The organism is Streptomyces sp. NPDC034111 (genome assembly GCF_055575375.1).
Map to the genome: position 1 here is coordinate 238117 of NZ_JBVIST010000004.1, position 22981 is coordinate 261097.

At 68.7% G+C, this 22981-nt stretch carries 22 protein-coding genes and 1 pseudogene; 10 read left to right on the forward strand and 13 right to left on the reverse strand.

The features are described from left to right. The first annotated feature begins 96 nt into the window (after positions 1 to 96). The 3 genes from ACZ55A_RS13155 (at position 97) to ACZ55A_RS13165 (ending at position 3634) form a co-directional block, all read left to right on the forward strand. The gene (locus ACZ55A_RS13155; protein WP_468838490.1) at positions 97 to 1254 is read left to right on the forward strand and encodes a low temperature requirement protein A; all 1158 of its coding nucleotides are present in this window, start codon (positions 97 to 99) and stop codon (positions 1252 to 1254) included. A gap of 426 nt (positions 1255 to 1680) precedes the next feature. Beyond that, the gene (locus ACZ55A_RS13160) at positions 1681 to 2514 is read left to right on the forward strand and encodes a L,D-transpeptidase family protein (protein ID WP_468838493.1); all 834 of its coding nucleotides are present in this window, start codon (positions 1681 to 1683) and stop codon (positions 2512 to 2514) included. A gap of 25 nt (positions 2515 to 2539) precedes the next feature. Further along, on the forward strand, positions 2540 to 3634 hold the full coding sequence (locus tag ACZ55A_RS13165; protein ID WP_468838496.1) for a P1 family peptidase: 1095 nt from the start codon (positions 2540 to 2542) through the stop codon (positions 3632 to 3634). An 18-nt stretch (positions 3635 to 3652) separates the two neighbouring features. On the opposite strand, the gene ACZ55A_RS13170 is transcribed toward ACZ55A_RS13165, so the two are convergent. Next, positions 3653 to 4369, reverse strand: a complete 717-nt coding sequence (locus tag ACZ55A_RS13170) for a VIT1/CCC1 transporter family protein (protein WP_468838498.1) — start codon at positions 4367 to 4369, stop codon at positions 3653 to 3655. Positions 4370 to 4540: 171 nt separating this feature from the next. On the opposite strand from ACZ55A_RS13170, the gene ACZ55A_RS13175 reads away from it, so the two are divergent. Further along, on the forward strand, positions 4541 to 5164 hold the full coding sequence (locus tag ACZ55A_RS13175; RefSeq protein WP_468838501.1) for a Yip1 family protein: 624 nt from the start codon (positions 4541 to 4543) through the stop codon (positions 5162 to 5164). On the opposite strand, the gene ACZ55A_RS13180 is transcribed toward ACZ55A_RS13175, so the two are convergent. Beyond that, positions 5165 to 5491, reverse strand: coding sequence for a hypothetical protein (locus ACZ55A_RS13180; RefSeq protein WP_468838503.1), 327 nt, complete (start codon positions 5489 to 5491; stop codon positions 5165 to 5167). 274 nt (positions 5492 to 5765) lie between these two features. Here ACZ55A_RS13180 and ACZ55A_RS13185 point away from each other — a divergent pair, with 274 nt between their 5' ends. The 3 genes from ACZ55A_RS13185 (at position 5766) to ACZ55A_RS13195 (ending at position 8788) form a co-directional block, all read left to right on the forward strand. Continuing rightward, positions 5766 to 6986 (forward strand): CaiB/BaiF CoA transferase family protein, encoded by a 1221-nt coding sequence (locus ACZ55A_RS13185; RefSeq protein ID WP_468838506.1) that lies wholly within the window; start codon positions 5766 to 5768, stop codon positions 6984 to 6986. 81 nt (positions 6987 to 7067) lie between these two features. Then, a complete protein-coding gene (locus ACZ55A_RS13190) occupies positions 7068 to 8414 on the forward strand; it encodes a L,D-transpeptidase (RefSeq protein WP_468838509.1) in 1347 nt (448 codons plus the stop codon). 185 nt (positions 8415 to 8599) lie between these two features. After that, positions 8600 to 8788 (forward strand): DUF397 domain-containing protein, encoded by a 189-nt coding sequence (locus ACZ55A_RS13195; RefSeq protein ID WP_468838512.1) that lies wholly within the window; start codon positions 8600 to 8602, stop codon positions 8786 to 8788. 24 nt (positions 8789 to 8812) lie between these two features. Here the strand turns inward: ACZ55A_RS13195 and ACZ55A_RS13200 are convergent, their stop codons facing one another. The 3 genes from ACZ55A_RS13200 to ACZ55A_RS13210 form a co-directional block, all read right to left on the reverse strand. Then, entirely contained in the window at positions 8813 to 9679 is an 867-nt protein-coding gene (locus tag ACZ55A_RS13200; protein ID WP_468838515.1) for an NAD(P)-dependent oxidoreductase, read from the reverse strand. A 176-nt stretch (positions 9680 to 9855) separates the two neighbouring features. Further along, positions 9856 to 10482: a hypothetical protein gene (locus ACZ55A_RS13205; RefSeq protein ID WP_468838518.1), complete on the reverse strand. Its 627-nt coding sequence runs from the start codon at positions 10480 to 10482 to the stop codon at positions 9856 to 9858. A gap of 155 nt (positions 10483 to 10637) precedes the next feature. After that, the gene (locus ACZ55A_RS13210; RefSeq protein WP_468838520.1) at positions 10638 to 11507 is read right to left on the reverse strand and encodes an NmrA/HSCARG family protein; all 870 of its coding nucleotides are present in this window, start codon (positions 11505 to 11507) and stop codon (positions 10638 to 10640) included. Positions 11508 to 11562: 55 nt separating this feature from the next. On the opposite strand from ACZ55A_RS13210, the gene ACZ55A_RS13215 reads away from it, so the two are divergent. Further along, entirely contained in the window at positions 11563 to 12012 is a 450-nt protein-coding gene (locus ACZ55A_RS13215; protein WP_468838523.1) for a MarR family winged helix-turn-helix transcriptional regulator, read from the forward strand. Between the two features lie 60 nt (positions 12013 to 12072). Here ACZ55A_RS13215 and ACZ55A_RS13220 read toward each other — a convergent pair. After that, positions 12073 to 13137 (reverse strand): annotated as a pseudogene (locus ACZ55A_RS13220) (PTS fructose transporter subunit IIC); the annotation flags it as partial. A 46-nt stretch (positions 13138 to 13183) separates the two neighbouring features. On the opposite strand from ACZ55A_RS13220, the gene ACZ55A_RS13225 reads away from it, so the two are divergent. Further along, the gene (locus tag ACZ55A_RS13225; protein ID WP_468838526.1) at positions 13184 to 14809 is read left to right on the forward strand and encodes a recombinase family protein; all 1626 of its coding nucleotides are present in this window, start codon (positions 13184 to 13186) and stop codon (positions 14807 to 14809) included. Between the two features lie 144 nt (positions 14810 to 14953). Here ACZ55A_RS13225 and ACZ55A_RS13230 read toward each other — a convergent pair whose 3' ends face one another. From ACZ55A_RS13230 to ACZ55A_RS13250, 5 genes are all read right to left on the reverse strand, one after another. Beyond that, entirely contained in the window at positions 14954 to 16441 is a 1488-nt protein-coding gene (locus ACZ55A_RS13230) for a replication initiator (protein ID WP_468838529.1), read from the reverse strand. 325 nt (positions 16442 to 16766) lie between these two features. Continuing rightward, a complete protein-coding gene (locus ACZ55A_RS13235; RefSeq protein ID WP_468838532.1) occupies positions 16767 to 16967 on the reverse strand; it encodes a hypothetical protein in 201 nt (66 codons plus the stop codon). Continuing rightward, positions 16964 to 18295 carry an FtsK/SpoIIIE domain-containing protein gene (locus tag ACZ55A_RS13240; protein ID WP_468838534.1) on the reverse strand — a complete coding sequence of 444 codons (1332 nt, stop codon included), beginning with the start codon at positions 18293 to 18295 and terminating at the stop codon, positions 16964 to 16966. The genes ACZ55A_RS13235 and ACZ55A_RS13240 overlap by 4 nt, the downstream gene beginning before the upstream one ends. Continuing rightward, positions 18295 to 18507, reverse strand: a complete 213-nt coding sequence (locus ACZ55A_RS13245) for a hypothetical protein (RefSeq protein WP_468838536.1) — start codon at positions 18505 to 18507, stop codon at positions 18295 to 18297. The genes ACZ55A_RS13240 and ACZ55A_RS13245 overlap by 1 nt, the downstream gene beginning before the upstream one ends. Next, positions 18507 to 18884: an SCO3933 family regulatory protein gene (locus ACZ55A_RS13250; RefSeq protein WP_468838539.1), complete on the reverse strand. Its 378-nt coding sequence runs from the start codon at positions 18882 to 18884 to the stop codon at positions 18507 to 18509. Before ACZ55A_RS13250 ends, ACZ55A_RS13245 begins: the two co-directional genes overlap by 1 nt. 187 nt (positions 18885 to 19071) lie before the next feature. On the opposite strand from ACZ55A_RS13250, the gene ACZ55A_RS13255 reads away from it, so the two are divergent. Beyond that, positions 19072 to 19854 carry a GntR family transcriptional regulator gene (locus tag ACZ55A_RS13255; RefSeq protein WP_468838542.1) on the forward strand — a complete coding sequence of 261 codons (783 nt, stop codon included), beginning with the start codon at positions 19072 to 19074 and terminating at the stop codon, positions 19852 to 19854. Between the two features lie 789 nt (positions 19855 to 20643). On the opposite strand, the gene ACZ55A_RS13260 is transcribed toward ACZ55A_RS13255, so the two are convergent. Next, on the reverse strand, positions 20644 to 20919 hold the full coding sequence (locus ACZ55A_RS13260; RefSeq protein WP_468838545.1) for a hypothetical protein: 276 nt from the start codon (positions 20917 to 20919) through the stop codon (positions 20644 to 20646). A gap of 828 nt (positions 20920 to 21747) precedes the next feature. After that, on the reverse strand, positions 21748 to 22959 hold the full coding sequence (locus tag ACZ55A_RS13265) for a helix-turn-helix transcriptional regulator (protein WP_468838548.1): 1212 nt from the start codon (positions 22957 to 22959) through the stop codon (positions 21748 to 21750). Positions 22960 to 22981: the final 22 nt, after the last annotated feature.

Below are 22981 nucleotides of genomic sequence, written 5' to 3' on the forward strand. Positions count from 1 at the left end.
GCGGCCCGCGTACGACACACCATGCTCCCTCGTTGGCGGCACTGCGCGCCCGCGCTGTACTGAGGGCGGCCTCGCCGGCCGACGAGAGGAGCTGATGTGCCGGACCTCATGCGGGCCCGCCGCCGCGACGAGGAGCATCGGGCCGCCACCCCGCTGGAGCTCTTCTTCGACCTGTGTTTCGTGGTGGCGGTCGCCCAGGCGGGCCGGCAGCTGGCGCATGCGCTGGCCGAGGGGCACTGGGGGCACGGCATCTCCGGCTATCTGATGCTGTTCTTCGCGGTGTGGTGGGCGTGGATGAACTTCAGCTGGTTCTCGTCGGCGTATGACACCGACGATCCGCTCTACCGGGTGGTGACCCTCGTACAGATCACGGGGGTGCTGATCCTGGCGGCCGGGGTGCCGCGTGCCTTCGCCGACAGCGACTTCAGCGTCATCTGGTTCGGGTATCTGGTGATGCGGCTGGCCCTGGTCAGCCAGTGGCTGCGGGCCGCGCACGGCAGCCGGGACGCGGAGCGGGGCACCGCGCTGCGCTACGCCTTGGGGGTGACGGTCTGCCAGGTCGGCTGGCTGGGTCTGCTGCTTCTGCCGAAGGGGGCGGTGCCCTGGGTGTTCGTGGTCGTGGGGCTGCTGGAGCTGGCCGTTCCCGCCTGGGCCGAGCGCCGTCGGCAGACGACCTGGCATCCGCGTCACATCGCCGAGCGCTACGGCCTGTTCACCATCATCGTGCTGGGCGAGACGGTCGCGGCGGCCTCCGTGGCCGTGCAGTCGGCGCTGGGCGACAGGGAGGAGCTGGCCACCCTGCTGCCGCTCGCGGGTGGGGGGCTGCTGGTGGTGTTCGCCGCGTACTGGATCTACTTCGCGGTGCCCATCCATCTGCACCTGCGCTCGAACCGTCAGGCGTTCCTGTGGGGCTACGGCCACTATCTGGTGTTCTGCTCGGCGGCCGCGGTGGGGGCGGGCATCGAGGTGGCGGTGGCGCAGGCGTTCGACAAGGCGCATGTGACGGTGTTCGCGGCGGGCGCCTGTGTCACCGTGCCCGCCGCCCTGTTCATGTTCACCGTCTGGCTGATCCACTCCCGCCATCAGAAGCGCGGCCTGGCCCAGCAGCTGGTGCTGCCGGTGGCGTCCGTGCTGGTTCTGGCGGGCACGTTCGCCGGGCGGTGGGCGGTGCCGGTGGCCGGCCTGGTGGCCGCGGCGGCGGTTGCGGTGGGCGTCACCCTTACGGCCCGTCAGGGGACCGCACTGGAGCAGTAGGGAGGGTGGTCCGGGCCCGACCGTCACCCGTCTCGGCGAGCGGGCCGGGGGCAGGACGGGTGAAGGGCCACCGTTACGGCTCCACCGGGCCGCCCGGCCGCTCCTCCATAAGCGTGCCGAACGGCCGTACAGGCCCCCTTGTCACTCTGATTCCGTATCAGATTCGGCCATCTTCCGGTCCGCCCGGAAAGCGCCCGTCACCAGGGCAGTGTCCGCCCGGCCGCCATCCCATTCCCCGTCAATTACCCACCAATGGCCCCTACTTCTCAAGGATTCGCGCTCTTGTTCCCCGTCGTTCACCAAGGCCCCCGGAGGCGCGTCGACGCAGACGCGGTAGGGTGCAGATTGCCCTTTTTATGACAGGGAGGCCTCCTGAGGGAAGCCCCTGGGGCCGCCCGCCGTCCGTATCTGGAGGAGACGCCAGCCATGGCCCGCCATGCTCAGTCCCGCGCATGGACGAGACTGTCCCGGCGCAGCAAGGCCGTGAGCGGTCTCGCCCTCTCCACCCTGGTCGGCACCGCCCTGTGGGCGTGGCCGGCATCGGGCGACGACCACGACAGCCGGACCGACGCCAAGAGCACCACGTCCACGACGGCTTCCGGCCCGGACACGCCACGCACTCCCGCCGTCGCGGCAAAATCCGCCCCGAACGCCGCACCGAACCCGCCCGGTGGCGGGCCGATCCCCGGGCTCAGCGACGCCGCCCGTAAGCGGATACCGGCCGACAGCCGGCAGGTGCTGGTCGTCACCGGCAAGGACATGGACTCCTTCGAATCCCGGGTCGTCCTCTACACCCGTGAGGAGGGCTCGGACGACTGGGAGCCGGGGCCCACCTGGTCCGCGCACAATGCCGCCCACGGCTGGACCGACGATCACCGCTACGGCGATCTGCGCTCCCCCATCGGTGTCTACAGCCTCACCGATGCCGGCGGCCGGCTGCCCGCGCCCGACGGCACCAAACTGCCCTACGACCACAACGACAGCTTCGTCGCCGACGGCACCGGTGTGGAGGGCGAGCCGCTGGCCGGCGCCTTCGACTACGTCATCGCCATCAACTACAACCGGGAGCCGGGCACCTCCCCGCTGGACCCCCATCGCCCCTGGGGCGATGCCAAGGGCGGCGGCGTCTGGCTGCATGTCGACCACGACGGCCCCACCCAGGGCTGTGTGAGCCTCAAGCCCAAGGTGATGCGGGAGCTGCTGCGCACCCTCGACCCCGACCTGCACCCGGTCGTCGTGATGGGACCGGCCGATTACTGAGCGGACCGGCGCCGGGCCGCACCCCGTGGGGCCGCGGGACGCCCTGACCGACGTCCTGGGGCTGCGGGTCGGCCATGCGCAGCACACCGGCGGCGGACGGCTGACCGGCACCACGGTCGTGCTGGCCCCCGAGGGCGGCGCGATCGCGGCTGTCGACGTACGCGGCGGCGGCCCCGGTACCCGCGAGACCGATGCGCTCGATCCGCGCAATCTCGTCCAACGGGTCGAGGCGGTGGTGCTGACCGGCGGCAGCGCCTTCGGGCTTGACGCCGCGTCCGGTGTCGTGGGCTGGCTGGAGGAGCGGGGCCGCGGCTTCCGGGTGGGGCCCGACCCCGCCCAGGTCGTGCCCGTCGTCCCGGCCGCCGCCCTCTTCGACCTGGGCCGCGGCGGCGACTGGCGGGCCCGGCCGGATGCCGCGCTGGGCCGGGCCGCGGCCGAGGCCGCCGCGGCCACCACCCCCGGCGCACCGGTCGCCCAGGGCAACACGGGCGCCGGCACCGGCGCGGTGGCCGGCGGCGTCAAGGGCGGTATCGGCACCGCCAGCGCGGTGCTGCCCTCCGGCGCCACCGTCGCCGCGCTCGCCGCCGTCAACGCCGCGGGCTCCTTCGTCGACCCGCGCACCGGCGCGCTCTACGGCCGGCTCTACGACGGTCCCGTCACGCTGCCGCCCGCCGAGGTGCACGCCACCGCGGTGCGCCGGCTGGCCGAGGCCAAGGAGATCTCCCGGGCCCGCTCGGCCGCCTCCGTCCGCCCGCCGCTCCATACGACGCTCGCCGTGGTGGCCACGGACGCCGCGCTCACCCGCGCCCAGGCCCAGAAGCTCGCCGGCACCGCCCACGACGGTCTGGCCCGCGCCATACGGCCGGTGCACCTGCTCTCCGACGGCGACACGGTCTTCGCGCTGTCCACCGGCGCCCGCCCGCTCACCCCCGAAGGGGCCCCGGCGGATCCGGCGTTCGGCGTCCATGCGGAGGCCGGTGCGCTCAACGACGTCCTGGCCGCCGGCGCGGACGTGCTGACCCGCGCGGTGGTGCGGGCCGCCCTGGCGGCGGAGACGGTGGACGGGCCGGGCGGGCTGTTCCCGTCGTACCGGGAGCTGTACCCGGACGCGGGCGGCTGATCCGGCGGCGGGCCCGGGTCAGACGCCGACGGCGCCCAGTACCGAGCCCGCGGCGTAGGTGACGGCCATCGCCACCGCCCCGCCGCCCACGTTGCGCAGCACCGCCCGCCGTACCGGCGCGGCGCCCAGCCGGGCGCTGCTCCACCCGCACAGCGCCAGCGCGCCGAGCACCGCCACCACGGTGATCCACAGCCGCTGCCCGGCGGGCGGCAGCACGATCGCCAGCAGGGGCAGCAGCGCGCCCGCGGTGAAGGCGAGGAAGCTGGCCCCGGCCGCATGCCACGGGTTGGTGAGTTCGTCGGGGTCGATGCCCAGCTCGACCTCCGCGTGGGCGCGCAGCGCATCGTGCTCGGTCAGCTGCTCGGCGACCTCCCGGGCCAGCTGCCCGTCGAGCCCCTTGCCCTCCAACAGCTGGGTCAGCTCGATGAGTTCCGCCTGCGGTTCGGTGGCCAGCTCCCGCTTCTCCAGCGCCAACGCGGCCTTCTCGGAGTCCCGCTGGGTGGAGACCGAGACATATTCGCCGGCCGCCATGGACAGCGACCCGGCGAGCAGTCCGGCCAGCCCCGCCGTCAACAGCGCGCCGCGGTCGTCGGTCGCGCCGGCGACACCGACGACCAGTCCGGCGGTGGAGACGATGCCGTCATTGGCGCCGAGCACCGCGGCCCGCAGCCAGTTGAGCCGGCTGCCGAGCCCGCCGCCGTGCGCCTCGTCGTGCTCCGAAGTCCCCAAGGTCACCGGCACAGCGTCTCATCCGGCACCGGCCCCGGCCCACCCCGACGCGACCACCGTCCCGCCCGCTCACCCCGCGCGCGCCGTGCCGGGTCCGGCCGTTGCGCGGTCAACCCTGCCGTGCCCCCGGCCGACGCCCCCGCCTCGGCCATGATCGGCCGGTGGTAGAACGGCCATATGTCCGCACCGCCCCCCTCCCAGCCTCCGCAGCCGCCACCGCCCACCCTCGTCCAGCAGGCCCCCCGCAAGCCCGCACCACGCCGCCGACTGTGGTGGCACCGGCTGATATTCGGGCTCTGGTACCGGCCGGTGGACGTCATGGACGAGGCCCGGGACCGCAGCGCGTGGAGCGCGGCGGTGCTGCTGTCGCTGATCAGCGGCGGCATCGGGGTGGTGTCGGCGGACGCGTTGCGCGGGCAGTGGGCGGCCGACCGTACGGCGGCGCTCCAGCTCGCCGGGATCGCCGGGGCGGGCGTGCTGGCCGCCAGTCTCGCGCTGGGCGTGGTCACCCACGCCATCGCCCGCACCCTCGGCGGCAACGGCCGCTTCGCGCCGACCGCGAGCCTGTTCATCGTGCTCTTCTGGGTGACGGATCTGCCGCGGCTGGTGATCGCCGCGTTGCTGCCGGCCGAGTCCACCTTCGTCCAGGCCGTGACCTGGACGACCTGGGGCTTCGGCTACGTCCTCGCGGTGCTGCTGATACGGGGCCAGCACCATCTGTCGACGTGGAAGTCCACGGCGGCGGTGTCGGTGCAGATGCTGACCGCGCTGGCGCTGCTGAATCTGCGGCCGGGCCGCTGATCAGCTGCGGCTGGTCAACTGCCGTACCAGTCCCTCGAACGCCGCGCGCTCCGCGGCGCTGAGCTCCACACACTCCGACGGCGGGCCGGCCGGTCCGGTCTGCCGCGGCACGGAGCCGAGCAGCTCCGGCGCCTCGGGCAGCGGGCCGGCGGACGGCGCGGACGGGCCGCGCCCGTAGCGCAGCCGCATCTCCCGGCGGTCCCGGCGCATCGCCGCCTCGTACCGTCCCCGCCGCAGGAGTCTGGTCATCACCACGGCCCAGACGACGGCCATCGCACACAGCATGCCGAGGCCGAGCTGCTGCAGAATCGATACGGAGGGAAGCATGGGGTCCTCCCGGACGGATGAGGCGCTGGCTTGCAGCCAGTAGACACCACACGGCGGCGCTTCGGACAGGGGATCTAGGGACTTAAGTCCCTAAGTGACGCATCTCCTATGACATTTCGCCACATTTCCGGCTCATACTTGGCGGTGAGCCGGCGCCGGGGTGCCGCCCCGGCAGGGTCCGGCCCGCCCCGTTGGACACCCCGGCGGCTTCCCCCGCCGCAAGAGGGGACCGACGATGACGGGCACACCGCCCGCGACGTTGAGGAGTACGTACGTGCCGCAGCCGCCCGTTCAGCGCCCGCAGCCGCCCGTCACCGCCGCCCCGCCCTCCCGTGCCCTGGAGGGCCTGCTCGTCGCCGACTTCAGCCGGGTGCTGGCCGGGCCGCTGGCCGCCGGCACGCTCGCCGACCTCGGCGCCGAGGTGATCAAGGTGGAGCGGCCGGGCACCGGCGACGACACCCGGGCCTGGGGCCCGCCGTTCGCCCCGGAGGGGACCGCCGCGTACTTCGACGCCGCCAACCGCTCCAAGCGCGGGCTGGCCCTGGACCTGGCCGATCCGGAGGACGCCGCCGCGGCGCGCGAACTGGCCCGCCGGGCCGACGTACTCATCGAGAACTTCCGCCCTGGCTCGCTGGCCAAGTACGGCCTGGACCCCGCCGCCACCCGCGCCGCCCATCCGGGCCTGGTGCACTGCACCATCACCGGGTTCGGCTCCGGCGCCGGCGCGCAGCTGCCCGGTTACGACTTCGTCGTCCAGGCCGTCGGCGGCCTGATGAGCATCACCGGCGAGCCCGGCGGCACCCCGCTCAAGGCGGGGGTGGCGCTGGTGGACGTACTGACCGCGAAGGACGCCGCCACCGGCATCCTCGCGGCCCTGCACCACCGCGCGCGCACCGGCCGGGGCCAGCTGGTGGAGGTGAATCTGCTCTCCTCCCTGCTGGGTTCCCTGGTCAATCAGGCGTCAGGTCATCTGGCCACCGGCCACGATCCGGGCCCGATGGGCAATCGCCATCCGAGCATCGCCCCGTACGAGACGCTGGTGTGCCGCGACGGGCAGCTGCTCGCGGTGGCGGTGGGAAACGACCGTCAGTTCCGGGCGCTGGCCGAGACGCTGGGCGCGCCGGAGCTGGCCGGGGACGCCCGGTTCGCCCGCAATCAGGACCGGGTGCAGAACCGGACGGATCTCATCAAAGCACTGGAAGCCCTGCTGGCCGCCGACACCCCGCAGGGGTGGGCCGAGCGGCTGACCGCGGCCTCGGTTCCGTGCGGTCCGGTCAATACGGTCTCCCAGGCCCTGGAGTTGGCGGCGCGGCTCGGACTGGACCCGGTCACACCGGTCGGCGAGGGACGTATCCCGCAAGTCACCAGCCCGCTCCGGCTCTCGGACACGCCGGTGACCCAACCCTTTGCCCCACCCGGCCTGGACGAACACGGCACCGCGCTGCGAACCTGGCTGTCGGGACCGGCCGACCACCCCCTGCCCCCGCGCATGTGACCTTGGTCACAACCAGGCCGAACCCGCAACCAAATCCGCTCGTAGGTGCTGTTTACCAGCACGGAATCACAACACCCTTGTATGGAGCAGCTCGTGACATCGCCGGACAACCCCGCGCCCGCTCGGTCCCGCACCCCGCACCAGCTCCTCCAGCCGGCCGAGCAGCAGGTGCCGGGCGCACCGCGCCGGGCGCGCCGGATGCGCCGCACGATGGCGGTGACCGCCCTCTTCGCGGCGGGCGCGCTGGCACTGTCCGCCTGTGGCGGCGACGCTTCGGCCGGCGGCAATGACGACGACAAGAACGGCCAGGCAGGCGCGGATGCCGCGGCCGCCAAGAACGCCTCCGACGTCAAGATCAAGGTCTCGTCGAAGGACGGCGCCACCAACGCCAGCATCAACGACACCGGTGTGAAGGTCACCGGCGGCAAGTTGACCGAGGTGAAGCTCACCGAAGCGGACTCCGGCAAGGACGTCGCCGGGGCCATATCGCCCGACGGCACGTCCTGGAAGCCCGGCGTCCAGCTGGAGCGCGGCACCAAGTACCGGATCGTGGTGAAGGCCAAGGACGCGAAGGGCCGGGCCGCCACCGAGAACGCCTCCTTCACGACGGTCTCCTCGGCCAACAGCTTCATCGGCTCCTACACCCCCGACAACGGCAAGACCGTCGGCGTGGGCATGCCGGTGTCCTTCAACTTCGACAAGGCGATCACCAACAAGAAGGACGTCCAGTCCCACATCACGGTGACCTCCAGCAGCGGCCAGGAGGTCGTCGGCCACTGGTTCGGCGCGCAGCGCCTGGACTTCCGTCCCGAGGACTACTGGAAGGCCGGCTCCAAGGTCACCATGAAGATCGACCTGGACGGGGTCAAGGGCGGCAACGGCATCACCGGCGTCCAGTCCAAGACGGTCTCCTTCACCATCGGCCGCTCGCAGGTCTCCACTGTCGACATGAACACCCAGACCATGACGGTCAAGCGGGACGGCAAGACCTACAAGACCATCAAGATCTCCGGTGGCAGCCCCGAGAACCCCACGTACAACGGCCAGATGGTGATCTCGGAGAAGTTCGAGCAGACCCGGATGGACGGCTCCACGGTCGGCTTCAAGAAGGAGAACGGCAAGGGCGAGTACGACATCCCCGACGTGCCGCACGCCATGCGGCTGTCGACCTCCGGCACCTTCATCCACGGCAACTACTGGGGTGACCCCTCCGTGTTCGGCAACGCCGGCACCAGCCACGGCTGCGTCGGTCTGCGGGACCAGAAGGGCGGCGGTGGCGACACCGACGGCAAGTGGTTCTTCAACGAGTCGCTGATCGGCGATGTCGTCGTCGTGAAGAACTCGAAGGACAAGACGGTCCAGCCGGACAACGGCCTCAACGGCTGGAACCTGTCGTGGTCGGACTGGAAGGCGGGCAGCGCGGTCTGACCCGCACCGCGCCCACACGGCGGTGGCCGGCCCTTCTCCGGGCCGGCCACCGCCGTTTCGTACGCCTGCGCAGGATGACCATGGCGTGATAACTGCACCGGGTGGAGTGCCGGTTGACGGCGGGCGGCCCGCGCGGGACCGTCGTTCCGGACAGCCGTACGGGAACGGCGGGGAGGCGGGGGACCATGAGCGACGAGCTGATGTGGCACCGGTCCAGCTACAGCGACGACGGCACCGCCTGTCTGGAGATGGCCCTCGAACCGGACGGCTCCCGGGTCCACATCCGGGACTCCCGGCACCCCGGCAGCCCGGCCCGGCTCGCCTTCCCCGCCCCGGCCTGGTCGCTCTTCCTCGCCGCCACCACCGCCGACTGAGGCGGCCCGGCCGAGGCGGCCGGCTCAGCGTGGATGCAGCAGCTCGATCACCCCGGCGAACCCCTCGCTCCCGTGACCGTCCGCCACCCGCCGCTCCATCAGCGCGAACAGGGGCGTGAAGAGTTCCGGGCTGACGCCCTGCGCCCGGCTGACCGCACCGATGCTGTCGTGCGAGACCTGCATGGCGAGCGGGGAGCCGGTGACGGCGTAGTCGCCGGTGTCGGTCTGCGCCGCCATCGCGGGCAGCGCGCCGGTCATCGCCCGTAGCCACGGCAGCAGCAGCGTCGTGGTGAACTCCGCGACCGAGCCGCCCGCCGAACGCACCAGGGCGGCCGCATGCGCAAAGCCGCCGAACATCCCGTACATGGCGCTGAGCAGCGCGAGATCGTGGAGCGCCGCGAGGCCGGGGTCCGCCCCGAGATGGACGCTGCGGGCGAAGGTGTCCAGCAGTTCCCGGTGGGCGTCGAAGGCCTCCCGCGGGCCGCTGTAGAGGACGAAGGCCTCGGGGCTCGCGATGAGCTCGGGTACGGCCATGATGCCGCCGTCGAGGTAACCGGCGCCGAGCGCACCCACCCGTTCCGCCATCGCCCGGGCCTCCTCGGGCGACCCATTGGTCACATTGACCACCACCCGCCCCTGCCATATCCCGGGCCCGCCGCCCTGCTCCAACAGGGGCCCGATATCGGCGTAATCGAGGATGCAGACGAGGACCACCTCAGCGGCGACGACCGCCTCGGCCACCGAACCGGCGCGCCGCGCACCCCGTTCCACGAGCCCGTCCGCCCTGCCGGGCGTCCGGTTCCACACCGTCACCCGATGGCCGGCCGCCAGCAGCGCCCCGGCCAGCGCGGCCCCCATGCTCCCCAGGCCGAGCACCGCAACGCTCCGCACCCTCTTCTCCACCCTCGCCACGACTGAACTCCCCATCTCCGGTACGCAATTCAGCGGCCGCCGGTCAGATCCGGCGGCCGCTGTCTCAGTCTTGACGGGAGTCCCGCACCGGACAAGTACCCACTTTTCAGTGCGTACTTACCTTGAGGTGCGTACCGCCGGCGCAGGGGCCTGACTCACGGGCGGTAGTGCTCGACGACCTTCGTGGCGGCGCCGTCCACCACCGTGACCCGTACCTCGACGGTGCCCAGCCGGGCCGCCTTGCGCAGGTCGGCGAGGGTGCAGGGGGTGGTGCCGTAGCCGGAGCCGTCCGTGTGGACCCGGCCGTCGGACGCCTCGCAGAGCGCTGCCGCGCCGAGCGCCTTGGTGCTGTCGGTGAGGTAGAAGGCCTGCTCCATACCGCTCTTGGGGGCCACCGTGAGCTTGTCCTCGCTGAGCCACTTCAGGGTGCCGGTCCAGGTGCCGCCGACACCCTTGCGCCCGGCGGACGCACCGCCCTGCGCACCTGCCCCGCCGCCCGCCGAGGCCTGCCCCGAGCCCGCCCCGGTACGCGACGCCCCCTTGCCCTCCGCGGCACCGGACCCGCCACCCTTCTGCTGCCCGCCCGAGGACCCCCCGGAGGCCGAGGCTCCCGGCTTCGCGCCGCCGTCCGGGGCGACGGGGCCGCTGGCGACGGCGGAGGGCGCGGGCGCCGCCTTGCGCTCCCCGTCCTGGCAGGCGGTCAGCGAGAGCGCCGCCGCGGCGATGAGCGAGGCGGCGAGGACCCGGCGACCGCGGCGGAGAGCGGCAGTGGAGAGCGACATGTGATTCCCCCGAGCTGAGGCGTGATGAGTGAGGAGTGAGGCCGTTCGGCGTGACACCCATGACTCTCGTCGCCGCTGCTAAGGATCCACTAACGGGCGGGTAACATCGCCCCCGCCCGGGACTGACAGGCCGTCAGATTGCTGGTCGCTCGGACTCAGTTGACCGGCCAGGTGCGCTCGGCCGCCCAGGTGTCGAAGCGCTGCCAGCCGATCTCCGGAAAGTCGCGCCGCAACGCGTCCACGTCCACATCGAGGCCGACCTCGGTGAAGTAGCGGAACATCGCGGCAAGGTCGGCCGAGTACGCCTCGACGCGGGCAATCGGCATCCGCTCGAAAACGATCGGCCTGCCGCACACGCCGGTCAGCGCCTGCGCGATCTCCGGGCAGGTCAGCTCGTCTGAGGCGATGTCGATGCGCCGGCCCGCGAACTCCTCGGGCCGCGCGAGGGCATGGGCGGCGAAGGCACCGATGTCCCGTGCGGGAATCAGCGTCAGCGGCCGGTCGGCCGGCACGGGCAGGGCGAACCGGCCTTCACGCAGACCTTCGAGCGAAAACTCGACCAGGTAATTGTCCATGAACACGGCCGGACCGAGGACCGTCCACGGCACACTCAGCCCTCGTAGGTGCTGCTCGATGCGGTACTTGCTGTCGAAGTGCGGGATGCCCGTGCTCCGGTCGGCGTGGGCGGCCGAGGTGAACACGATGTGCCCGACACCGCGGGCGGCCTCCAGCAGGTCGATGCCCTGCCGGACCTCGGTCTCCGGGTCGGAGCCGAACGGCGTGGACATCGCGAACAGTGCGTCGGCACCCTTCAGGGCGGCTTCCAGCGACTCGGTGTCGTCGAAGTCGGCCGCGAGGACCTCGGCGCCGAGGGCCCGCAGAGCGTGGGCGGCGGCCGAGTCGGGGGTGCGGGTCAGGGCGCGGACCTGGAAGCCCTGGTCGAGCAGCGAGCGGGCGGCAGCGCCGCCTTGGGCGCCGGTGGCTCCGGCGACGGCCACCACGGGCCGATAGAATTCCTTCGTCATGCTGTAACCGTACAGCGCAGTCACTGCGTCGCGCAGATAATTTTGGAGGACATCCATGCGGATCGACGATCTTCAGCAGGAGTCCCGCCGATACCTGGCCTCGTACGTCATGTTCAATCAGGCTGTCGCGGACCATCTCGATCTGCATCCCACCGACGTCCAGTGCCTCAACCTGCTGACCGCCGAGCCCGGCCCGTTCACCACCGGCCGGATCGCCGAACTCACCGGTCTGACCAGCGGCTCGGCGACCCGGCTGGTCGACCGTCTGGAGAAGGCCGGCTACGTGGTCCGGCGCCGCGACACGGCCGACCGCCGCCGGGTCCTGGTGGAGCCCGTCCCGGAGGCGATGCGGGACCTCTCGGAGCTGTGGGCCGAGCTGGGTGAAGGATGGCGGGCGATGTTCGCCGACTACACCGAGGACGAACTGGCCCTGCTGTACCGGCACATGCGGCGCACCGTCGAGCTCTCCCGGCAACAGATCGCCCATCTGCGCAGCAAGGGCTGACGTCCGGCCGGCCCCCTGGCAATGCGGCTCCCAGGTGAGCCGAGCACCTGGAGGGGCGCGTCAGGCGGCGACCGTCACCTCGGAGTTGTCGGCGGCCGAGGTGTCCGCCGTGCGGTCGGGGGACGGCTTGCGCAGGCCCTTGAGGAGGATGACCAGACCGGCGCTGACGGCCGTACCCGCGGCGATGGCGAGCAGGTAGACGAGCGGCTGGCCGATCAGGGGGACCACGAAGATGCCGCCGTGCGGGGCGCGCAGGGTGCAGCCGAAGGCCATCGACAGGGCGCCGGTGATCGCGCCGCCGGCCATCGCCGACGGGATGACGCGCAGCGGATCGGCGGCGGCGAACGGGATCGCGCCCTCGGTGATGAAAGAGGCGCCCAGCACCCAGGCCGCCTTGCCGTTCTCCCGCTCGGCCTTGGTGAACAGCCGGCCGCGTACGGTCGTGGCCAGCGCCATCGCCAGCGGCGGCACCATACCGGCCGCCATCACCGCGGCCATCACCTTCAGGCTGCCCTCGTTGGGGTTGGCGAGGCCGCCGATCGCGAAGGTGTAGGCGACCTTGTTCAGCGGGCCGCCGAGGTCGAAGCACATCATCAGGCCGAGGAGCGCGCCCAGGATGATCGCGTTGGCGCCGGAGAGGCCGGACAGCCAGTCGGTCAGGCCCTTCTGGAGCGCGGCGATCGGCTTGCCGACCACGAGGAACATCAGAAAGCCGACGAGCGCCGAGGACAGCAGCGGGATGACGACGACCGGCATGATGCCGCGCAACGGCGCCGGGATGCGGACCCGTTGGATCGCCATCACCACGCCGCCCGCCATCAGGCCGGCGATCAGACCGCCGAGGAAGCCCGCGTTGATGGTGAGGGCGATGGCTCCGCCGACGAATCCGGGGACCAGGCCGGGCCGGTCGGCCATGCCGTACGCGATGAAGCCGGCCAGGACGGGGACGAGGAAGCCGAAGGCGACACCGCCGATCTGGAAGAGCAGCGCCGCCCAGCTGGCGGACTCGGTCCACAGGAAGTGGTCGGCGACGGACGGTGCCTTGTTGATCGTGTAGCCGCCGATGGCGAAGGCGAGCGCGATCAGCAGACCGCCGGCGGCGACGAACGGGACCATGTAACTGACTGGCTACTATCACTTAGGTACTTGACCTTCAGTCAGGAGGCTACCAGTGGTGAAGCCCTCTTCCAAGTGGCAGTTGCACCCCGACCTACAACGGGCACTTGCCGACGGACAGGCCTTCGAGGAGTGGCTTGGGGACCGCAAGCCGTGCTGTTCATACGCACGCATCACCCAAGACAGGCGCCAGGAAAAGGGAGTTGGCCGCCAGCACCGCAACTGCGACGAGATGGCGGAGCGACACGGATGCGCCATCGTCTACCGCTACACGGACAACCACATCACGGCCGCCGATCCGGATATCGAAAGGCCGGCATTCCTCCGCCTCGTACGAGATCTACGGGCCCGCAGGACCGAGGAAGGCTACCCCGTCCACGGTGTGTTCGTCGTAGAAGAAGAGCGAGTTGTACGACTCCCGGAAGACTACCTTCGGTTGCACCGCGCACTTACCGTGGACGAGCGCGGACTGTATGGGGTAACCGATACGAAGACCGTCCTGGACGTTCACAGTGACGCTGAAATGATCCGGGGCCTGTTGACCTCAGCCATGGGAGAGCGTGAGGTTGTGAGGGTCAAGCGCCGGGTTAAGCGCAACGTGCGTGACCACGCGCTTGAAGGGAAGCCCTCGGGACCTCGCCGCTTTGGCTGGCTAGGGGCCGACCCGAAGTCGGGCCGTTTGGTTAACGAGAAACTGCACCCGAAAGAATCACCAGTGCTCCGAAAAGCCGTCAAGATGGCCCTGACGGGGAAGAAATGGTCATCCATCGTCGAGTATTTGGACAAGAGCGGTTTCCTCACCACCAAGGGAAATCCCTGGGCAGTGACACCAGTTCAGTACATGCTCACAAACCCGGCACTCTGTGGATATCGAGTAATCAACGGCGAATTGGTTTGTGACCCAAAGACCGGAGAGCCCGTGGCAGGAAAATGGGAAACCATCTGCACTCCGGAAGAGTGGCACAAGCTCATTACGCGTTGCAACGTGTGGTTCAACCTCAAAGGAGACACAGCAGCGAGCCGCTATCGCGAAAAGGTGCGACGAGAAGGCAAGAAGGACTACCGAACTCTGGCAGAGGCTACCCGCCGCTTCTATTTGACCAATATCGCACGGTGCGGGTACGTGAACGAAGAAGGGAAGATGTGCCTAGCCAAGATGAAAGGCATGGGCCCGACTGGCACAAATAAACAGGATCGCTATCGATGCGGCGACCCTCGCTGTTACCGGGTTAGCCGACGGTCCGACTATGTCGATAAGGCTATCGAGCTTATCGTCATCAAGGTACTGGAAGATCAGTTCTCCGCTATGGCGCCGAATGAAGAGAAGTGGTACGGGGAAGACACACTTAATTTCCTACTGGCCAAACGACAGGAGATCAAAGACAGTTACGACAGTGGGGCATTCAGCCTCGCTGAATACATCGAATTCCGCGACAGCAACGATGCGCAGATCTCCGAGTCACAGAAAGATCGAAACGAGTTCTATACAGAGCAGACCGCAAGGAACTTTCTCGCCGGTTTCACAAAAGAAAAGTGGGAAGAGTTCGACATGCGTCAGAAGCGGCAGGCGACAGCGACAGTGCTACAGGCAGTCATCATCCATCCTCTCCCGAAGGGTCGCGCACGCGGAGGGAAGTTCGATCCCGCACTCTTGGAACCAGTCTTCCGGACGCCTCACTGAAACAACTCTCGTAGCGCTTCTAGCTGTCCCTCGCCCAGGCGGGGGGCAGCTTTCGCGTGTGCCGCCGCCCACCTATCAATGGACGATTCCACATCATCCGTAGCAGTCGACGCAGGGCCATCAACGGGAGGGTCGACAGGCTGCCTATGGTCTTGGCCCATCGAGGTCCCTCCCCTCCCAGCCCTCCTTTTGCTCCTTCGCGATCTCTCTTAGCTGTGCTTGATCTTCGGCGATGCCCGCTGCAATCTCAGCTTCGGCGAGCGTGTGCCCCGACCCGACGTATCGCCACATGGCCTCTGTGACGGTCCCGCCATTTGAGCCTCCTGATCCACCGTCAGCCGCTTGACGCCAGTGGTCCGCGCGAGCAGCCCGAAGAGCTGCGTACGTAGTCGAGTACCGCCGGGATTTGGTGAGGACGTGTCCCCTGAAGCCGAGCGCGTGAGCCCAGGCCCGGAGTCTCAACGGCTCCAGTTCGCGCAGCCCGCCGAGGCGCCAGCACGCCGTCATCAGTGCCCGCACATGAGCGGATGAAGCCGCGTACGGAATCTCAGCAGACGAGCTGAGCGGAGTGTCAGAGCCGCCGGTCTCCGCCACAGATTTGCCGACGTACTTAGCGACGTAGGCGGCAACGCGATCGTCGGTCACGGGCGAGTCATCATTGAACGCACGGATCGGGTGGACCTCGAACTCAGTGCCCCACCTCATGACCCGTTCCCCTACCGCAGGCGAGTACGGGGCTGACACCGCCACCGCGGCTACTGCCTCACAGACGGCCGCTTCCAGCAGACCGGCGTTCGCCCATGCAGGAGGCGGCGCGTCCGGGCCGCTCGGGCCATCGAGCCGTATCACGGCGTGGAAGTGCACTGCGGCACGGCGCTGGTACTCCGCGACCTTGGCGAAGGACAGCCGGGCGTGCTCCCCCAGCCGGCTTTGCGCGATTCCCGCGGATGTGGCCAACGACCGCCGGACCTGATTGCAAAACCGGTTCCAGAGTGGTCCGGCATGGGCGTGCCAGAGAACGTGCTCTGTGTAGTCGTAGCAGTCAAGACAGAGGGGCTGCCCCACCAGTGGGTCGCCCGTGCTGTGCACCAGGCCGCAGCCGACTGGACGGCCGTGCTCGCAGGCGCCTTCCCTGCGGCGCGGATGGCATTGCATTCCTGCGTCTGTGGCGCGGTGCACCCTGCCGAAGGAAGGAGCGGTGAGGGTGAGGAAGAGTCGGGGGTGATCCCGGATCTCAACCGGGGTTCCCTTGCCGCCGGAAAGGCCGGAGCGGACGAGCTGGAACGTGTCTCCAGCGTGCAGGTAGGAGCAGGGCTGGCAGCGGGTCTCTCTCCTGTTGCGACACCGTACGGCCAACCGTCCGCCTGGTTCGGTTGCGGTGTCGAAGTGCTGCAAAATCTCTCCGGATGCGGCATCGCGCACGATGGTGGCGCCGGAGAGGTAGATGGGGTGAGCACAACCTCCGATATTGCGGATCTGTTCCAGCCAGCGCGCGAATGCTGGATCGCCAGCCAGTCGGACCATGTCGCGTTCTGTCTCGGTGAGGGACCGCATTCGCTGTTCCCGAACAAGGGCGGAGCGCCGGGCGTCGGGGTTGGTGAATGGGTTACCGCGGTCATCAATCATGGGCATGGAGGGGACCTTTCACGGGCCGTAGCAGCCCAGCGTTGAACTCCCTTACTGCGCAGACGGGTAGACGATTGAGGCATGGAGTCCGGGATTCGTTCCTTGGCGGAGGACTGACGCGATGAATGCGCTGAAGTAGGTGTGGCGCCGGGAACGGGCGCAGCCCAGCACGTTGGCCGGCCACGCCCGTCAGACCCTGCACAGCAACTAGTGCTGGTCAGACGCCCTTACCGCATGACCCGATGATGACGCCGATGACGACGACCAGGGCCATGAACTTGAGAAACCCTTTCATGGGCCTACCTCGATCCTTCCGTCCGGGATATGGGGTCTATCCGAAGAGACCGGCAATTAAGTTGCCGATCCATGCCACGACATATCCGAGAGGCGTCATGGCGATGTAGAACCCCATTACCGAGAACGTGAATGCTTGCCAGAAGCGCACTTCGCCGGACCGGACGAGCATCACAGCGACAATGCCGAGAAACACGACCAACCCATAGATCTCGTTCTGACTCAGATGGTTTGTCATGCCGCTTTCCCTCCCTCCGACATGGCGCCCACAAGGGCAGGAAGGTCCGGGGTTCGGTGTGCGTAGTGATCTGCGACCGATCGGGCCTGTTCCGTGGTGACCAGGTCGGAGCGGGCACGCATCCATCGGCCGCCAACTGTGGTCACCGCAACGCCCTGTTCCTCGGGAGTGATCGTCTGTGACACTTCGATGGCGTCCGGCGACAGATCGCCCAGGGCCATCTTCGCGGTTTCCTCATCGTTGACCCGGTGCGCTACCCGGCCCCCCAGCTGAGCGCGGAGGGCCGTAACCCCGGGTCCGAGTTCCGAGCCCACCCGCTGACCGGCAATGATCAGATGCAGGCCGAGGGCCGCGCCGAGTTGCGCGATGCGAAGCAGCAGGGTTGAGCACTGCGCCACTTCGTCTCGGGACTGTCGGGAGCCGTCCGACAGGTACAGCTCCGCCAGTTCATCCACCAGGAGCACGACTGGCACGGGCCGCTGCTCCTCAGGCAGCTCGTACACCGAGCGCTTCCTTAGCGCGCGGCATGCCGCCATGCGCTTCTGCATCTCGGCCACCAGGGCAGTCAGCAGGCCTACCGCCTGCGGGCGGTCGCAAGCGAGGGCAGACAGTCGCGACTCGAAGAGGCTGAGTTCCATGCCTCCCTTGCAGTCGATCCCGACCAGTGCCACAGGCTGCGCAGCCAGACGGCTGATCCATGCCGCGAGCAGAGTTGATTTGCCGGATTGCGTGGCACCGACCACGAGCCAGTGCGGGACTTGCCGCAGATCCAGCACCCATGCGCCGCCGTCCTCGAACCGGCCGACCCGGGCAGCAAGGAGCGGTTCCGGCTGCCGGTCAGCGTCAATGGCCTTGTCATGAAGGGAGTCGCCAGCTGTCACCGTCACGATCAGCTCCCCACGGTGCGGTGAGCTGATCCGTACGCGGTGGACGCGCCAGGCGTGCTCCAACGCCTCGGATGCTGCCAGGAACGCCCGGGGCGTCTGGCCGGGGTTCAAGCGGATGCGTACAACCAGACCTGTCTTGGTCAGCCGAGGCAGCCCGAGCCGCGGTGCGATCGGCCGCAGAGCAGTGCCCTTCACAGCCAGGTCCCCGACCACGGCACGGGTGGGCTTCCGGCTGATGGACAGATCGTTCACGAGGCACACTTGCTTCCAGCGCCACCGCATCCGGACCGCAGTCGCCGGGAAGCCGACGACGTACCAGCGCCAGGGAATCGCCCGCCGATCTAGTCCTGATCTGGCGAGCAAGGGATCCCACCATCGTTGCGTGAGCACGCCCAGGATCAGCAGCGCCGACGCCGACCACACGATCAGAGAGCCCACCATCAGTTGCTCTCCTCTTCATCGCGTCCCAGGTCCAACCGCACCACCCGAGCGTGGAAGGCTGCGAGTTCAGCGTTCTTCTCCACCAGGTCGAGCAGCCACCGCACCGTAGGCACGTCGACAATCACGTCGATCAGGGGCAGCAAGCCGCCCAGCACCTTCAGATGCGTCATCAGTCGCCGTACGTCCAGGCCGTTGACGTCCTGTACAGCCATCAGGCGTCACCACCCGACTTCCCGCGATTGCCCGCAGCGCCGGCCCCGGCTCCGGGGGGAGCACCAGTCGGAGGTCCGGCCGGGGTGATCCCGGAGGCGCGGAACGAGATCCCGGATCGGTCTCCGATGGACCAGGCAGTTGCCACCAGGTCAGCGATCAGCACCGGTACGCCCTCAGAGACGCCGCGCGGTTCCACCGGGACGGACACCTCGATCACGTCCGCGCGCCGCCGGTCCTTCTGACGGACCGAGATGCCGACGACGTACATCCTGTTGCCGTCCCGGTCCTTGCGTACTTCTCCGGTCTCGGGGTTCACACGCACCTCGGGCGGGACGACGCACAGGCAGTTCCCGAGCCGAGCCACGTCAATAGGCATGCTTTGCAAGGTTGTTCGCCTCCTTGGTTGGGGACGCAGGCGAACCACTTACTAGAACGCCTCTCGTCCTGATAAGTACCAAGCATGCGCCGCCTTGACGGTGGTAGGCAACCCCTTATCCTGACGAGTGACAGACTCACGCCCATACCACGAGCCACTGACAGCCCGACGCCGACGGGAGCCATCCATGCCGGACGATCTGATCCGCCCCACAGCCATGTATATGCAGGTCGCCGACCGACTTGCGCAGGCAATCAAGGCAGGTGAGTACGAGCCCGGCAGCAAGCTGCCGAGCGAAACCGAACTCATGGAGCGCTATGGCATCAGCCGCCCCACCGCGCGGCAGGCAGTTGCCGAGCTACGCACCATGGGCCTGGTGGAGAGCCACCACGGCCGCGGAAGCTTTGTAAGGAGGCAGACCCCGCCAGCATCGACCCTTGAGCGAACCATCACCCGATCCGGCAAGCGCTACGACGTCCCGGACATGGCGGAGAAGGAGGAGCCCGCCGTTACCCGCATCCACCTCATCGGCATCCATGCCGAACTCTTGGGCCGCCCCGAGGAGGACGCAGACGACGCCTTTAGCGCCGATCACCTCATGACCTCAGAGACCGGTGCCCGCATCTCACAGCGGGTCATCATCCCGTTGTCTGTAGCGTCGGAGATCCCCGTCCTGGCCGAGGCGCCAGATGCACCACTCCCCCAGATTTACGCACATCTCACCGGCGCCGGTCATGATCTCTCGTGGCAAGAGTTCGTGACCGCACGGACGCCGCTACCGGATGAGCGACAAGTACTGGGGCTCTCGGATGCGAGCCCCATCCTGATTACCTACCGCGTCACGTACGGCACCGATGACCGTCCGCTGATCTGTGAAGAGCTCCACGCCCCTGCGGCCAGCTCCCGACTCGCCTACCGGATCACCCCGGAGCGGGCAGCGGGCAAGCGCCCCTGTCAGACCCGGAGTTGACCGGTGTAAAACTTCTTCACTTACTCAAGGGCGCGCCTTCGGCGCGCCGGGCGGCCGGGCGCACCGGCCGGGCGTGCGGCCTTCGGCCGGTCCCGTCCGGGCCCCCGCCGCCCTATCGCCTCACCGCACCTGAGACGCGCGAAGCCCCCACCGGCAACACACCGGCGGGGGCTTTCCCCGTGCCCTTCGCGCTCCAGGTAGCGAGCGGAGACGCCTTCCGGGACGTGCCGCTTCACATCAGCGACGGCACGTTCGCGCGTGCCGCTCAGCTTTAGATCGGGGCGAACCGAAGCCTGTAGCAATCATCCGTTTGCGGCAGCCAGCGCAAACAACCCACCGCACTCCCCGGGCATCCTCTTCAATGCGCACCTCACTACCCAGCCGAGTTTTTAAGTTTCGACCCATTGCCATCTGACTCTCCAATCTCAGGCCGCTACCGCCGGCGCCATTTCCCGGACTCGTATCTCGGCAGATGCTGCGGCATCGCTGGGCGGCTTACGTGGCGCCACCGCTGCCGTGTTCAGGGAATCGGTTGTGCTGTAACAAAGGCTGGCTACGGGAGAGGAGTGGGGAGGCTCACCTCCGGCCGCCGTCTGCTTCCCCGGAGATGGGCTGGCCGCCGTACCGCCACCGTCGCAGATGCAGGTGCGTGAGCGGACCAACGCCAGGAAATGGCTGAGGGGGAGCGCCCTGCTGCCGCGATGCGGCTAAGCACCGTGTGGGCGCTCCGCTCAGCGCGGGCAGTCGAGGGCGCGCCGTTCGTCGCGAAGACCGTTGGCAACTCCCTCACTACGCAGCGCCCTTGTGGGCCGGATTCGTGTTCTCCAGCAACCGCGCCACCAGCCGTACAGCTGTGGGAGACAGCCAGACCACGCCTTCCCCCAACGGCCCCGCGTGGGGGGACGCTCGAACAAGATCAGCGCTGTAACCCGCCTTGACCGCCGCTGCGTTGAAGTCCGCTGCCGCCTCTTCCGCCGCGCGCCAACCGGTCAGGTAGTCGCCGCCCCGCACCCACACGGCATCATCATCCTCTTCATCCCAGCGTTCCGCCGCATTCACGGCCATGCACCCCCGCTCTTCGTGCAGTTCCCAAACACCCGCCTCACCACCGACGAGCCAACCAGCCAAGCAGTCAGATCAACGACGGCGCAAGCATTTGTCCTTGGGCAATTCCCGGGCATTCCACCCAGTAAAATCGAGCGCCCAACCGATTCCACCTAATAAAAACCGGCCATCCGGAAGGTAATGCCGAATATGCATGTGACCCCCCACCGCCGCAGCGGAAGAGGGTCACACGATCAGACCTCAGGGGTTACCGCAGGTACCCCTTCCAGACGTAACCTCGCGTCTCGAACGGCAGGCCCCCGGCACTCCTCTGCGTGAGAACCACGCCCACCCAATTGGGCTTGTAGGACGACGCATAGGTGGTACGGACGAACACCTTGTCGCCACCGAACAACAGGCCCTTGGTGTAGCCGCCAAGGCTCGGAGTCGACCGCAGGCGAAGACCGTTGACGTTCACGGTTGCCACCGAGCCGGCCCCCACCCCAGACACCGATTCCGGCGCCCCGACCTCCGGAGCAGGAGCAGCCGAAGCGCTAGCCGCTCCAACCCCCAGCCCCGCCACCGTCACCGCACCAACAACCAGAGCCGACCGCAGCCGCACAGGAACAGACCTCATCTGAACTCCCTTTCCATGCTGGACGACGAGCGCCGAGCGACTTGCCAGACAGGCGCTCGTCCTGATGAGTTACCAGCATGCGACAGCGTTACCCGACAGGCAACCTCTTATGCTGATGAGTTCGGATGGTGTGAGGAGTGGCTAGGTTCTTCCGGGGTGCCTTCCGGGCCGGGCCAGGTGGCTCCGCGATGCAGTCCCGCCGTCAGTGAGCCTCAGGCAGCCGGATACTCCGCAAGAAGGGCTGCCACCTCCGGCACATCCTGGAACGTCTCCAAGCGTCGGAGGGCCACCCTCGACCGGTCGGCGGTGCGTTCTGAAGCGCCTGTTGTCGACAGGGCCAGCATGCGTTCCGTCGCAGCTGCCGCTTGCTCCGGCTCGTTGGCGTCTGCGTAAGCCACTGCCAACCACGAGAGGTAGAGCGCCAGCTCTCGCGTATGCGTCACTTCGTACCGTTCCAGGACCTGAGACAGCAGAGGGACGGCGCGGAGTGGCTTATGGAGTTCCGTATAGACCCTGGCGTCCATGACTTCCAGCTCCTCCGTGGAAACCCAGTACGTCCAGTCCGGTTCGTCTGCTCCGCGCTGATCGCCGAGCGCCGTGTGTGCTTCCCCGAGAGCGCGAATTGCGGCGTTGGGGTGATTGGCCTTGGTGTGCGCCCATGCCACACGGTCGAGGAACAGGGCACGTACCCGGGACGGTGCATCGGGCCCGGCGGCTCCCACGGCAGCCACGGCCATATCCACGGCCTCCCGCGGATCACCCTGATTAGCTACCTGGTAGGAAAGCGTGCTCAGGAGCTGGCCTGTCAGAGTCCCGTCCTCGGCCCTTTGGGCGGCAGATAGTCCCAGGCGATAGATCCGTTCCGCTTCTGGGTACTCCCCGGCATCGCTGGCCACCCAACCTACGATCTGCGCCAACTCCGCAATCGCTTGGAGGAGTTGGCGCCCTACCGTGTCCGTGTGCGTCGTTTCGCGGTAGAGAGTGATTGCCGACTTGAGGTCCCGGCGTGCACGCCCGATCAGGTCACGCCCGTACACCACGTCGTCCGCCAGGCGGAGGCCATGGACCCGGCTCGCCAGATCCAGCACCGTGGACCTCCCGATGCGCCGGCCTGAGCTGCGAGCCAAGGGGGCAAACGGATCCCCTGCTGGTAGGAAGTCCTCCACGGTGCGAGGAGCAGCCACGGCAGGAGTCTCCCCTACGGCGGTCGCCGCCTCCAACTCTTCCCTAGCCACGCCCAAGACGATGGCCAGGACGGGGAGCCATTCACGAGGCGTGCGTTTCCCTGCCTCCCAGCGGTACACATCCTGGCGGCTCAAGGTGGCGTTCAGCCCCAGCGCAGGGAGGTCACGGGCAACAGCGTTCATCTGCTCCGCTAAGCGGTCCTGCGTCCAGCCCCGCGCCTTGCGCAGGCGCTTGATCATTGCTCGGATCGTCTCCCCACTC

Coding starts and splice junctions, on each gene's coding strand:
- ACZ55A_RS13210 (WP_468838520.1), bottom strand. CDS start 11,507: ATGACGAAGGAATTCTATCGGCCCGTGGTGGCCGTCGCCGGAGCCACC.
- ACZ55A_RS13190 (WP_468838509.1), top strand. CDS start 7,068: ATGGAGCAGCTCGTGACATCGCCGGACAACCCCGCGCCCGCTCGGTCC.
- ACZ55A_RS13230 (WP_468838529.1), bottom strand. CDS start 16,441: ATGCCCATGATTGATGACCGCGGTAACCCATTCACCAACCCCGACGCC.
- ACZ55A_RS13160 (WP_468838493.1), top strand. CDS start 1,681: ATGGCCCGCCATGCTCAGTCCCGCGCATGGACGAGACTGTCCCGGCGC.
- ACZ55A_RS13215 (WP_468838523.1), top strand. CDS start 11,563: ATGCGGATCGACGATCTTCAGCAGGAGTCCCGCCGATACCTGGCCTCG.
- ACZ55A_RS13250 (WP_468838539.1), bottom strand. CDS start 18,884: ATGCCTATTGACGTGGCTCGGCTCGGGAACTGCCTGTGCGTCGTCCCG.
- ACZ55A_RS13240 (WP_468838534.1), bottom strand. CDS start 18,295: ATGGTGGGCTCTCTGATCGTGTGGTCGGCGTCGGCGCTGCTGATCCTG.
- ACZ55A_RS13175 (WP_468838501.1), top strand. CDS start 4,541: ATGTCCGCACCGCCCCCCTCCCAGCCTCCGCAGCCGCCACCGCCCACC.
- ACZ55A_RS13265 (WP_468838548.1), bottom strand. CDS start 22,959: ATGATCAAGCGCCTGCGCAAGGCGCGGGGCTGGACGCAGGACCGCTTA.
- ACZ55A_RS13260 (WP_468838545.1), bottom strand. CDS start 20,919: ATGGCCGTGAATGCGGCGGAACGCTGGGATGAAGAGGATGATGATGCC.
- ACZ55A_RS13180 (WP_468838503.1), bottom strand. CDS start 5,491: ATGCTTCCCTCCGTATCGATTCTGCAGCAGCTCGGCCTCGGCATGCTG.
- ACZ55A_RS13235 (WP_468838532.1), bottom strand. CDS start 16,967: ATGACAAACCATCTGAGTCAGAACGAGATCTATGGGTTGGTCGTGTTT.
- ACZ55A_RS13205 (WP_468838518.1), bottom strand. CDS start 10,482: ATGTCGCTCTCCACTGCCGCTCTCCGCCGCGGTCGCCGGGTCCTCGCC.
- ACZ55A_RS13255 (WP_468838542.1), top strand. CDS start 19,072: ATGCCGGACGATCTGATCCGCCCCACAGCCATGTATATGCAGGTCGCC.
- ACZ55A_RS13245 (WP_468838536.1), bottom strand. CDS start 18,507: ATGGCTGTACAGGACGTCAACGGCCTGGACGTACGGCGACTGATGACG.
- ACZ55A_RS13195 (WP_468838512.1), top strand. CDS start 8,600: ATGAGCGACGAGCTGATGTGGCACCGGTCCAGCTACAGCGACGACGGC.